Genomic DNA, 12,148 nt, shown 5'->3' with positions numbered 1-12,148 from the left:
GTATCGGTCGCCTCAGCTATTACCAGTACTTAAGAAACAACCCAACACACATTACCTGTGTTGAACTCAATCCAGAGTACGTAATGATCGGGAAGAGGGTACTACCAGAGGCAGAATGGATCATTGGTGACGCTCTCCAGTACTCACCAGACCGTTTCTATGATGTTGCTTATGGCAATCCACCTTTCGGTAAGATCAACACTTCAGAAGCGTTTACAGGCCGTTATAAGGGCAGTGAGTTTGAATACAAGGTGATTGAACATGCAAGTACCTTATCCTCATATGGGGTATGGATAGTACCTCAGAGTTCAGCAGGGTTTAAGTACTCTGGACATAGGTACTATGACGCTTCAGTACAAACAGCTAAGTACCAGAAGTTCGTGAAAGAGACGGGGTACACGTTCCAGCCTGGTTGCGGTATTGACACCAGTATCTACAAAGATGAATGGAATGGCACGAATGTGATTTGCGAGGTGGTGACGGTTGAGTACTAAAAATATGATTTTGAGCAAGCCTAACGCAACATATTGTGTCTATACTTATAGTTGACACCATATGGTGTACTTCATGTAGCGAGTGACATTATGGGTAAAAACCAACATGTAGTGCCTCACAACGGACAATGGGCTGTCAGAGGTGCAGGCAACGGAAAAGTAACTTCAACTCACCGTACTCAGCAAGAAGCTATAGATGCTGGGCGAGTCATTTCTCGTAATCAGGGGAGCGAATTAGTCATACATCGCCCTAACGGACAGATTCGAGATAGCGACTCACATGGGAAGGATCCATACCCACCGAAAGGTTAAAGCTCATTATGACAAAAGAGGCCAAAAGCCTCTTTTTTTTGAGATTTACAAATGTTCCTATTGATGATCGTATGCGTCCTTTCGTTTTTTAGCACAGGATAAGAGCCGTTCGTATGAGTAGTGGAGGCTCCCGGAAGAGAATCTCTCGCACCTCACTGCCAGAGCAGCAACCTGTGTGCCAGGTCAGACGCTAAGAACCGCAGGGTGTTCAGGAAAACTCTTCTTAAATTAAAGCGTAGATGGCATTTGCAAAACTTGCATGCCCATAAAATCTACTTTCAATGACATATCAATAACTCATCCAAAAATTTCCACTCTGGTAATAAGGCAAAAGCACATTTTTCATTCAGCGGTCATGTAAATGAAAGCCGGTTGTCATCTGATAAGTTAAAAATAATGGGTTAATCAGACTGATTAGCAGGCAAAAAATTTTGGGATGTACGGGAATGGCGGTTACACTTCACCCGCTGATTATTTGACTACAGGAAAGAATGGATTGTGACCAAACTCAAACTTCTGGCATTAGGCATCCTTGCCGCGACCGCAGTAAGCACCGCACAGGCGGAAAGTCAGTGGACGGTTGGCGCGGGTGTTGGCGTCATTAACAGCCCGTACAAACAGTATGACCGTGATGTTTATCCTGTGCCGGTTATCACCTATGAAGGCGATAACGTCTGGTTCCGTGGGCTCGGCGGCGGCTACTATCTGTGGAACGATACGGCCGATAAGCTCTCCATCATGGCGTACTACGATCCTACGCACTTCAAGCCGGGTGACAGCGACAGCCACGCGCTTCGCCAGCTCGACAAGCGTAAAAGCTCGATGATGGCCGGCCTCTCTTATGTGCATAACACCCAGTATGGCTTCCTGCGTACGGCCCTGGCAGGCGATACGCTGGATAACAGCAACGGCTTTATCTGGGATCTGGCGTGGCTGTACCGTTACACCAACGGTGGTCTGACCCTGACGCCGGGTATCGGTGTGCAGTACAACAGCGAGAACTACAATGACTACTATTATGGCGTCTCTAAAAACGAGTCCCGTCGTAGCGGTCTGAAGAGCTACAGCGCAGATGACGGCTGGGATCCGTACCTGGAGCTGACCGCGAGCTATAACTTCCTTGGCGACTGGAGCGTGTACGGTACTGGCCGTTATGAGCGTCTGAGCGATGAAGTGAAAGACAGCCCGATGGTCGATAAGTCCTGGGCAGGCATCTTCTCTGTCGGTGTGACCTACAAGTTCTGATTGCGCACTTATATTGTGCAATTGGTGCATCAAAACGGGGCGCTTGCGCCCCGTTTGCTTTAGTGTGGTGCAGCGAGATTATCGCTTAATAATGCGGATCGTCTGACCTAAACGAGATGGCTTTTCTTCACTCGCTTTTTGCGGGGTAGTCACGCAGGCCGTTTCCACGCAGACAAAGGTTTTATAACCGTCGTCAGGCACGTCGGCCATGCTGACAGACAGTGCAGGACCCGGGTTCCAGCCCACCACGTTGCTGTGATGGTGATGTACTACCTCAATGCCGCGGTTCAGGGCACCGTCGTGGATCATGCTGCATGCTTCCGGATGCAGATAGACGCGGTCGGTACGGTCAGGAAACGCCTGAACGCCGTCGCTGAGTTTGCCTTCTTTCGCGTTGTCGACTTTATCGATAAAGGTATCGCCAAGGCCACTCACCTTCACAGCGCTGATGTCACCCACGTTGAAATAGGTGTGCAGGGCGGAGGTGGTTTCGAACTCGCCGTGGGCTTCCAGTTCGATTTCACAGGTTTTACCCAGCTTAAAGCGGGCGTACAGGGTGAAATCGTGCGGCCACAGGGCGCGCGTTTCGTCATTTGCCTGCAGCTCAAAGGTCAGCACGGCGCCGCTGTCGTCTTCGTTATGCGCTTTCAGGGTCCACTGCTGGTTACGGGCAAAACCGTGAGAAGGCAAACCCGGCTGTGCGGACGGGCCGAACCACGGCCAGCAGATCGGTACGCCACCACGGATTGCAGCCCCTTTTTTGAAGGAGGTCGCATCACTGAGCCACAATCCCTCAACTTCACCTTCCGGCTTCCAGGAGAGCAGGTGGGCGCCGTTCAGCGCCACGGAGGCCTTAACGCGTGGATGGTCAACGACGATAACGTCGGCACCGTCAATCTGGCGGCGGGAGAGCACAGGGGTAAGTTGTTCGACTACCGGAAGTGCAAAAATTTTATTAATCATTAAGCAATCCTCTGTCTTATAAATAAAAAAGGCGACCGAAGTCGCCTTTTTGGATCAAACACTCATCTCAACTTATTTGGAGATGTGAGCGATCAGGTCCAGTACTTTGTTAGAGTAGCCGGTTTCGTTGTCGTACCAGGATACCAGTTTAACGAAGTTGTCGTTCAGTGCGATACCTGCTTTAGCATCGAACACGGAAGTGCACACTTCGCCGTTGAAATCGGTAGAAACAACGTCGTCTTCGGTGTAACCCAGAACGCCTTTCATTGGGCCTTCGGAAGCAGCTTTGATTGCTTTCTTAATTTCTTCATAAGAAGCAGCTTTTTCCAGACGAACGGTCAGGTCAACAACGGATACGTTAGGAGTTGGAACGCGGAACGCCATACCAGTCAGTTTGCCATTCAGTTCTGGCAGTACTTTACCTACAGCTTTAGCCGCACCGGTAGAGGATGGGATGATGTTCTGAGCCGCGCCACGGCCGCCGCGCCAGTCTTTGTGAGACGGGCCATCAACGGTTTTCTGAGTAGCGGTGGTTGCGTGAACGGTGGTCATCAGACCTTCGATGATGCCGAAGTTGTCGTTGATAACTTTAGCCAGCGGTGCCAGGCAGTTGGTGGTGCAGGATGCGTTGGAAACGATGTCCTGGCCAGCGTAAGTTTCGAAGTTTGCACCACGAACGAACATTGGGGTGTTGTCTTTGGAAGGACCCGTCAGAACAACTTTCTTCGCACCCGCAGTGATGTGTTTACGTGCAGTTTCGTCGGTCAGGAAGATACCGGTTGCTTCAGCAACAACGTCAACACCAATTTCGTTCCATTTCAGGTTAGCTGGGTCTTTCTCAGCAGTAACGCGGATGGTTTTGCCATTTACAACCAGGTGGCCGTCTTTCACTTCAACGGTGCCGTCGAAACGACCGTGAGTTGAGTCGTACTTCAGCATGTACGCCATGTATTCAGCGTCCAGGAGATCGTTGATACCAACGATTTCGATGTCAGAACGTTTCTGAGCAGCACGGAAAACAATACGGCCGATACGGCCAAAACCGTTGATACCTACTTTGATAGTCATATATTCCACCAGCTATTTGTTAGTGAATAAAAGGTTGCCTGTAAAATTACAAAAACCTTACGCAGCGTCAAGCGGAATCGTGTCAATCATTGCGACAAATCAATCCTGTGACTAACGTTTGTGCGACTGACTCGCCTCACTTTCCCTTTGAGCTTGCAACCACATGGGGGCTGCGCCCGGAATTTTAAAGTCCTCGCAGGATAAAAATGTGAATATGATCACAATTGCCTGACCGCCTTTTCGCGACACATAAGTTTAGATCAAAAGTGCACGCAAGGGTGTTAATGTTTTGTTAGAATGCGGGGTAAAAGATGTCTGTTTCTACAGCGAGATGTAAGCATATGTCGAACCAACGTAACCCCGACGATTTGAAAAAAAACCTCACAGAAATGCAGTTTTACGTGACGCAAAACCACGGGACGGAACCGCCGTTCACCGGGCGTTTACTGCACAACAAGCGAGACGGCGTCTACCACTGCCTGGTCTGTGATGCCCCGCTGTTTAATTCCCAAACGAAATTTGATTCGGGCTGCGGCTGGCCGAGCTTTTACGAGCCGGTGAGCGATGAGGCTATCCGCTATCTGACCGACGCGTCGCACGGCATGGTGCGCACGGAAATTCGCTGTGGCAACTGTGATGCGCACCTTGGACACGTCTTCCCGGATGGCCCTCAGCCAACGGGCGAGCGTTTCTGCGTGAATTCCGCCTCAATGAGCTTCACTGACGACGAAAACGGCGACCAGATCAAGGGTTGAAAAAACGATTCAGCAAATTATTCCTTTAAAAGGGCGGGATTGTGAATATTGAAGACATGATTAGCGGGATGACGCCGGAGATTTATCAGCGTCTGGTCACCGCCGTAGAGCTGGGAAAATGGCCCGATGGCGTCGCGCTGACCCCGGAGCAGAAAGAGAACAGCCTGCAGCTGGTGATGCTGTGGCAGGCGCGCAACAACACCGACGCGCAGCACATGACGATCGACACCCGTGGTCAGATGGTGATGAAGAGCAAGCGTGAGCTGAAAGAGGACTTCGGTATCACCCCGAAGCCGATTGCGACTTTCAAATAATGCTCTCATGTAGGCCGGGTAAGCGCTAGCGCCACCCGGCACGCTACACTTTAGTGCGGGATCCCGAGCGACGCCGCCAGCTGCTTCGCTAATTGGTTTTCATCATCCGCGCCGTACTCCCAGAACATCGCCCCGGCGAGACCTTTCTCTTTGATGTAGTCCGCTTTGATCGCCACGGATCGCGGGTTCTCATACGAAATCGCAAACAGCGCGTTGCCATCGGCACCCTTCACCGAAAGCCACGGCACTTTCGCCTGGTCGTCCCAGTGCTCGGTAAAGCGTTTCTGCGGATCGTTCAGCAGCTTTTTGACGATATCGTTGTACTTCACGTAGGTATCTTTGGTCAGGTCATAGCCGAGCGACTTGAACAACCCGATCTCCTGCGGCCCGAAGTAGGGCTGAGTGGCCGGATTTTTTTGCGCATCGGGTTTCGTCCAGTCAATGCCCGGCTCCACGGCGCGTTTCGGTACGCGGCCATAGAAACCAATCCCGAGATTCATCTGCTGTGGCTTCAGCCCGGCGGCCAGATAGTTGTTCACCACAAAATCGACGCTGTATTTGTCCGCGGCGGCCACCGTCGGCCAGGCGCTGGAGTCGTACAGGTTGGCATTGAAATACTGCGTGCCGTACGCCATGTCGTAGGTCATCAGGTTGATGTAATCGAGCAGGGGCGCAATGGCTTTCACATCCACCCAGCTTTTCGGACTTTCCGCATTCGCGCCTACCGCAATGGTCACCAGCTTTTTATGCCCGAACGCGTCGCGCATCTCCTTCAGCAGGGCGGTAAAGTTTTCCCTGTCGGTGGGCTGGCTTGCCACCAGGCCCCAGGCGCCGTTGACCGGATACTCCCAGTCGAGGTCGATCCCGTCCAGACCATATTTTTCAACAATCTCCTGCGCGGAGCGGATGAACACCGCGCGGCTCTCTTGGGTTGCCGCTGCGCCAGAGAAACCACGCGCGCCCCAGCCGCCGACGGAGAGCAGGACCTTAAGATTTGGGTTTTGCTTACGCAGCGTGGGGATTAAGGCCAGATCGGACGCCACTTTTGGCGATAGCCAGATTTGATGCAGCTTCGCCGGATCTTTCAGCGCGGCGTTGGTTTCGCCTTTTTCGTCGTTATAGACCAGACCAAACGAGTAGTTCAGGTGGGTGATCTGGCGAACGTCCAGCTTATTGATATCGCCACCCGGTCCGGCGGTGACGTCGCCACCCCCGTTAAAGTAGCCTACGGACATCAGGGAACTGGCGGAGGCAACTGATGCGCAAAGCAAGGGTAGTGCTGCCAGCAAGGGCAAACGTTTCATACAAGTTCCTCTTTGACTTAATAAAAATAACCACGCCACGGAAAAGGCGTGGCGAAAAAACAGCCTGAAGAGAATAGCATTGCCGCTTCGCTGAGGTTGCGAGGGAGTTCACTTTATGGGGATCGGAGGGGGAGTTTTGCCGGGTGGCGCTGACGCTTACCCGGCCTACCAGACCAAAGAAGTAGGCAGAGTAAGGGCGCAGCCGCCACCCTGCTTAAAAGACTACGCCTGCGTTTCCAGCCAGTCTTCGAGCGTATACAGCGTCGCGCCTTCCGCAGCCATATCCATAAACGCCTGAGCGCTATCCTGCGGTTGAATGTTCACCCCGCGGCAGCCGTCGGTGATGACGCTGACGGTGTAGCCAAGCTGAAGCGCATCCAGCACGGTGAACTTCACGCAGTAGTCCGTTGCCAGCCCCAGCACAATCAGCTCGGTGATTTCATGGTGACGTAACCAGGCGTCCAGCGCCGTTTTCTGGCGATGCCCGTTATCAAAAAACGCGCTATAGCTGTCGATAGCCGGGTTTTCACCTTTATGGAACACCGCGTCGATGGCTTTCTGGTTCAGGAGCGGATGTAACTCCGCGCCTTCCGTTTGCTGTACGCAGTGATCCGGCCAGAAAGTTTGCGCTAGCCCGTCGAGTTCACCCTGGGTGAAGGGCTCGACATTGTGCTGGCTGGCAAAGCTGCCGTGATTTGCCGGGTGCCAGTCCTGGCTTGCGACAACTGCTTCACCACGGGCTTTGCACCAGTCAATCAGCGTGTTGGCCACGTCAACGGTGCTGTCACCTTCGGCGACGGCCAGCGCACCGCCCGCGCAGAAATCATTTTGCAAATCGACCAGGAGCAGGGCGCGTTGCTTCATGAGACCTCCTTATTCGTCAGGCGTCAGTTCGCCGCGCAGGTTTTGCATCATCGCGCTGCGAATGGACTGAATGTCCAGATCCTGACTCAGTAAATAGTGAAGTTTAGTCAGCGTTGCCTCAACGGTCATATCGAAACCGCTGATCACCCCCGCATGCGCCAGCGCGTTGCCGGTGGCATAGCCGCCCATATTCACTTTACCGGACATACACTGGGTCAGGTTCACCACCACAATTCCGCGTTCGCTGGCTTCCTGAAGCTCTTTCAGAAACTCGCCGTTTTGCGGCGCATTGCCCACGCCATAGGAGCGCAGGATAAGCGCTTTCACCGGCTGGCGCAGGAAGTTACGCACCACGTCCGCAGAGATACCCGGATAAATGGTCACCACGCCAATCGGTTGCGGAGTAATCGGATGCACAATCAGCTCGCCCGCGGTGTTCGGCGCAGGAGGGGTTCCCAGACGGCGGATATGAATCCCGGCCTCCAGCAGCGGCTGCAGGTTGGGTGAGGCAAAGGCGTCAAAGCCGTCGGCGTGGGCTTTGGTGGTGCGGTTACCGCGATAAAGACGATTGTTAAAGAACAACGACACTTCGTTAATCGGGTAATTCGCCGCCACGTACAGGGAGTTCAGCAGGTTGATCTGCCCGTCGGAGCGCAGTTCCGCCAGCGGAATTTGCGACCCGGTGACGATAACCGGCTTGCTCAGGTTCTCCAGCATGAAGGAGAGCGCCGAGGCGGTAAACGCCATGGTGTCGGTACCGTGCAGGATCACGAAGCCGTCGTACTGGTCGTAATGGGCTTTAATATCATCCGCGATGTGCTGCCAGTCTTCCGGCGTCATGTCGGAGGAGTCCATCAGCGGCTCGTATTCGTGGATGGTGAAGTCAGGCATTTCCGGTCGGTGGAATTCGGGCATCAGCGCAAGCTGACGCTGCAGGTGGCCGGAGACGGGGATATAGCCGTTTTCAGAGCGCTGCATACCGATGGTACCGCCAGTGTAGGCTACATAAATCGATTTCTTCTGCATGGTAGTGAGTTCTTGTTCTTCAAAAGAAAAAAATCCCCTCTTCGTAGGAAGAGGGGACGGTTTTTAACGGACGTTCGCGCAGGTCAGGCAAAACGCGTAACGACTCTGTGGATCGTTAAAGGCCGCAAGCTTATCGCTTTCTGCCTTCATCGCTTTTGCCGCCGTGGCGACCGGCGCAGGCAGGTAAGCCTGCAGCGCCTCCGGCAGCATGGCGCGTACCGAGCCGGACATGCTGTCCATGACCATATCGAAGAACGACGGTTCGTCCTGGTAATACTCGATATGCCACTGCTTCAGCTTCGCCAGTTCGGCGGCTTTCTTCACCGCGTCATCGAAGTCGCCCAGGCTGTCCACCAGTCCGTTGCTCTTCGCATCCTGACCGGTCCAGACGTGGCCCTGCGCAATCTGGTCGATCTGCTCAGGCGTCTTTTTGCGCGAGTCGGCGACCAGGGTGATAAAGCGTTTATAGCCGTTCTCAATGCTTAGCTGCATCATCTCAGAGACTTCCGGCGGCAGGGATTTGGTCACCGCGACATCCGCGAGCGGAGAAGTCGCTACGCCGTCAGTATGCACGCCCAGAGAATCCAGGCTGTTTTCTACGGTGTTGATCACCCCGAAGATGCCAATCGAGCCGGTGAGCGTACTTGGGTTCGCCACGATGTAGTTGGCTGGCGTGGAGATCCAGTAACCCCCGGAGGCGGCCATTCCGCCCATTGAGACGACGACCGGCTTACCGGCGGCGCGGGCCGCGGCCAGTTCAGCGCGGATCACTTCGGAGGCGCTGACGCTACCGCCAGGGCTGTTGACCCGCAGGACAATCGCCTTCACTTTCGGATCGAGGCGCGCATCGCGGATTTGTGACGCGGTGGTGTCGCCGCCCACGTTCCCCGGGGTCTCCTGACCGTCCATGATCGCACCGTTGGCAAAGACCACCGCGACGCTGTCCCCGTTCTCATCCGGTTTCTTCGTCGAGTAATCATACATGCTGATGGCGCTGTAATTTTTGTCCTCTTTGCTCCAGCCAAACTGTTTGCTCAGGGATTTTTCAATCTCGGCGCTGGTGCCCAGGGCATCAACCAGTTTGTTATCGAGCGCGTATTTCGCGGTATCGCCGTCAACCTTACGCAGGCCTTCCAGCACGCCCTGCGCGCCAGGGAACACCTGCTCAGGCGTAATCTGACGGTTCGCGGCAACGGTGCCGAGATAGTTCTGCCACAGCTCGCCAATCCAGCGGCTGTCCGCTTCGCGGGCGGCAGGTGACATATCGTCGCGGATAAACGGCTCCACGGCGGATTTGTACGTGCCGACGCGGAAGACGTGGGTGGTAACCTTCAGCTTGTCGAGCAGCGATTTGTAGTACAGGCCGTTGGTGGCAAAGCCGTGCAGATCGACCGTACCCTGCGGGGAGAGCCAGATTTTATTGGCGAAGCTCGCCAGATAATATTGTCCCTGGCTGTAGCTGTCGCCCACGGCAATCACCGGCTTGCCGCTGTCGCGGAATTCGCGCAGCGCTTTACCGATGTACTGCATAGACGGCTGGTCGCCGCCGGCAAAATCTTTCAGATCCAGCACGATGCCGGTGATGTTGCGGTCATCTTTCGCCTGCCGGATGGCATCGACGATATCGAACAGGGAGTTTTCCTGCAGGCGGTCAGACGTGGCGCCAAACAGCTGACGGCTGATCACACCCAGACGGTTGCTGGCTGACGGTTTATCAACGATGACGCCGGTGATATCGAGTAACAGGGCCCCGCGAGTCGAATGCTGCGCCTGATTTGCGTTGCTGATGTGCATCCAGATGCCCGCGCAAACCAGAACCAGCAGGATGAAGAAGATATTCATCACCAGGTTGCGGACGAAGTTGAGCAGTCGCCACGTCCATTTAAAGAAACCGGCAATAATTCGCCAAAGGGTTCGCATGTATTCTCCCTAACCAGAAAATGACTGTTTCCGTCGCCACTGGACGGTAATGTTGGGTTATCGTAATGACCCAACCGCCACTTGTCAGCAGGAATCGCCTGCCAGGCTGTAACAAAATCTGCCGTCGTGTTAATTTTGTGAGTAAATTTCAAGAAAGGAGTTAACCAATGGACGCACTCGAACTGCTTGTTAACCGCCGTAGCGCTTCCCGTCTGGCCGAACCTGCCCCGGCAGGCGAGCAGCTGGAGAACATTCTGCGTGCCGGCATGCGTGCCCCCGATCATGGCACGCTGCAGCCGTGGCACTTCTTTGTGATTGAAGGCGAAGGCCGCGATCGTTTCAGTAAACTGCTGGAGCAGGGAGCGGTGGCCGCAGGGCAGGATGAGAAAGGAATCGATAAGGCGCGCAATGCCCCGTTCCGCGCCCCGATGATCATCGCTGTCGTGGCAAAATGCCAGGCGGATCATAAAGTCCCGGTCTGGGAACAGGAAATGTCTGCGGGCTGTGCGGTGATGGCGATGCAGATGGCCGCCGTCGCGCAAGGCTTTAACGGTATCTGGCGCACCGGTGCGCTGACCGAAAGCCCGGCGGTCCGGGACGGTTTTGCCTGCGGTGAGCATGACAAAATTGTCGGTTTCCTCTATCTCGGTACTCCGCAGCTTAAAGCCTCCAGCACCATCAGCGTGCCGGACACCACGCCTTTCGTCAGCCGTTTCTGATAGCGCGCGCTAAACTGTCTGGATTCTGAGCATCTGCCGCAGAATTCAGACAGTCATACTTACCTCTTTATGGAATGAGCGCTACCATAGCGCGATTGAGATGACAGGAGACGTCCATGAGCGAGCAAACCATTCGTTTAACGCAGTACAGCCACGGAGCCGGTTGCGGTTGTAAAATTTCCCCTAAAGTGCTGGAGACCATCCTGCACAGCGAACAGGCGAAGTTTGTCGACCCGAACCTGCTTGTCGGCAACGAAACGCGTGACGATGCAGCGGTTTATGACCTGGGTAACGGCACCAGCATTATCAGCACCACCGACTTCTTTATGCCGATTGTCGACAACCCGTTCGATTTCGGGCGTATTGCGGCCACTAACGCCATCAGCGATATCTTCGCCATGGGCGGCAAACCGATTATGGCGATCGCTATTCTGGGCTGGCCGATCAACACCATCCCGCCGGAAGTAGCCCGTGAAGTGATTGATGGCGGCCGTTTCGCCTGCCAGCAGGCGGGGATTGCGCTGGCCGGTGGTCACTCTATCGATGCGCCGGAGCCTATCTTCGGCCTGGCCGTGACCGGCGTGGTCCCGACCGAGCGCGTGAAGCGCAACAGTACCGCGCAGGCGGGCTGCAAGCTGTTCCTCACCAAGCCGTTGGGCATTGGCGTGCTGACCACCGCCGAGAAAAAATCCCTGCTCAAACCGGAGCACAAAGGGCTGGCAACCGAAGTCATGTGCCAGATGAACCTCGCGGGTGCGGCGTTCGCCAATATCGACGGCGTGAAGGCGATGACCGACGTGACCGGTTTTGGTCTGCTGGGGCACCTCTCCGAAGTGTGTCAGGGCGCGGGCGTGCAGGCGCAGGTCTGGTATCAGGACGTGCCGAAGCTACCGGGCGTGGAAGAGTATATTGCTCAGGGCGCGGTCCCGGGCGGTACCCAGCGCAACTTCGCCAGCTATGGTCACCTGATGGGCGAAATGCCAGAAGAATGGCGCAACCTGCTGTGCGATCCGCAAACCTCCGGCGGCCTGCTGCTGGCGGTCACGCCGGAATCCGAAGCCGAGGTTCAGGCAACGGCCGCCGAGTTCGGCATTACCCTGACGGCGATCGGCGAGCTGGTGACCGCGCGCGGTGGCCGACCGATGATTGAGATCCGTTAATTCG

At 54.9% G+C, this 12,148-nt stretch carries 13 protein-coding genes; 7 read left to right on the top strand and 6 right to left on the bottom strand.

Annotation, left to right across the window (positions count from 1 at the left end; genetic code table 11):
- The 3 genes from ACVCAM_RS10280 to ACVCAM_RS10270 form a co-directional block, all read left to right on the top strand.
- Window positions 1-494, top strand: a 494-nt coding sequence (locus tag ACVCAM_RS10280) for a methyltransferase (protein ID WP_447093586.1), incomplete at its 5' end; no start/stop codon positions are given.
- Window positions 495-584: 90 nt separating this feature from the next.
- A complete protein-coding gene (locus ACVCAM_RS10275; RefSeq protein WP_129327987.1) occupies window positions 585-806 on the top strand; it encodes a DUF2188 domain-containing protein in 222 nt (73 codons plus the stop codon).
- A gap of 498 nt (window positions 807-1,304) precedes the next feature.
- Window positions 1,305-2,051, top strand: coding sequence for a MipA/OmpV family protein (locus ACVCAM_RS10270; RefSeq protein ID WP_021241048.1), 747 nt, complete (start codon window positions 1,305-1,307; stop codon window positions 2,049-2,051).
- A 78-nt stretch (window positions 2,052-2,129) separates the two neighbouring features.
- Here the strand turns inward: ACVCAM_RS10270 and ACVCAM_RS10265 are convergent, their stop codons facing one another.
- Both ACVCAM_RS10265 and gapA read right to left on the bottom strand, forming a co-directional pair.
- Window positions 2,130-3,014 carry a D-hexose-6-phosphate mutarotase gene (locus ACVCAM_RS10265; protein ID WP_021241049.1) on the bottom strand — a complete coding sequence of 295 codons (885 nt, stop codon included), beginning with the start codon at window positions 3,012-3,014 and terminating at the stop codon, window positions 2,130-2,132.
- Between the two features lie 72 nt (window positions 3,015-3,086).
- Entirely contained in the window at window positions 3,087-4,082 is a 996-nt protein-coding gene (gapA, locus tag ACVCAM_RS10260; RefSeq protein WP_006809136.1) for a glyceraldehyde-3-phosphate dehydrogenase, read from the bottom strand.
- Between the two features lie 341 nt (window positions 4,083-4,423).
- On the opposite strand from gapA, the gene msrB reads away from it, so the two are divergent.
- Together msrB and ACVCAM_RS10250 are read left to right on the top strand one after the other, a co-directional pair.
- Window positions 4,424-4,837: a peptide-methionine (R)-S-oxide reductase MsrB gene (gene msrB, locus ACVCAM_RS10255; RefSeq protein WP_025911722.1), complete on the top strand. Its 414-nt coding sequence runs from the start codon at window positions 4,424-4,426 to the stop codon at window positions 4,835-4,837.
- A gap of 41 nt (window positions 4,838-4,878) precedes the next feature.
- On the top strand, window positions 4,879-5,151 hold the full coding sequence (locus tag ACVCAM_RS10250; protein WP_023327144.1) for a YeaC family protein: 273 nt from the start codon (window positions 4,879-4,881) through the stop codon (window positions 5,149-5,151).
- A gap of 50 nt (window positions 5,152-5,201) precedes the next feature.
- Here the strand turns inward: ACVCAM_RS10250 and ACVCAM_RS10245 are convergent, their stop codons facing one another.
- The 4 genes from ACVCAM_RS10245 to sppA form a co-directional block, all read right to left on the bottom strand.
- Window positions 5,202-6,455 carry a glycoside hydrolase family 18 protein gene (locus tag ACVCAM_RS10245; RefSeq protein ID WP_407223263.1) on the bottom strand — a complete coding sequence of 418 codons (1,254 nt, stop codon included), beginning with the start codon at window positions 6,453-6,455 and terminating at the stop codon, window positions 5,202-5,204.
- A gap of 222 nt (window positions 6,456-6,677) precedes the next feature.
- Entirely contained in the window at window positions 6,678-7,319 is a 642-nt protein-coding gene (gene pncA, locus ACVCAM_RS10240) for a bifunctional nicotinamidase/pyrazinamidase (protein ID WP_055321321.1), read from the bottom strand.
- 9 nt (window positions 7,320-7,328) lie between these two features.
- Window positions 7,329-8,345, bottom strand: a complete 1,017-nt coding sequence (ansA, locus tag ACVCAM_RS10235; RefSeq protein WP_008500705.1) for an asparaginase — start codon at window positions 8,343-8,345, stop codon at window positions 7,329-7,331.
- A 63-nt stretch (window positions 8,346-8,408) separates the two neighbouring features.
- Window positions 8,409-10,265 carry a signal peptide peptidase SppA gene (sppA, locus tag ACVCAM_RS10230; protein ID WP_008500704.1) on the bottom strand — a complete coding sequence of 619 codons (1,857 nt, stop codon included), beginning with the start codon at window positions 10,263-10,265 and terminating at the stop codon, window positions 8,409-8,411.
- A gap of 167 nt (window positions 10,266-10,432) precedes the next feature.
- Between sppA and ACVCAM_RS10225 the strand changes: the two genes are divergently transcribed.
- Together ACVCAM_RS10225 and selD are read left to right on the top strand one after the other, a co-directional pair.
- Complete coding sequence (locus tag ACVCAM_RS10225; protein ID WP_008500703.1) at window positions 10,433-10,984, top strand: NAD(P)H nitroreductase; 552 nt, start codon at window positions 10,433-10,435, stop codon at window positions 10,982-10,984.
- A 116-nt stretch (window positions 10,985-11,100) separates the two neighbouring features.
- On the top strand, window positions 11,101-12,144 hold the full coding sequence (gene selD, locus ACVCAM_RS10220; RefSeq protein ID WP_008500702.1) for a selenide, water dikinase SelD: 1,044 nt from the start codon (window positions 11,101-11,103) through the stop codon (window positions 12,142-12,144).
- Window positions 12,145-12,148 lie beyond the last annotated feature (4 nt).

This window comes from Enterobacter sp. CFEC122 (genome assembly GCF_052983755.1).
This window is presented reverse-complemented; position numbering and strand designations above follow the sequence as displayed.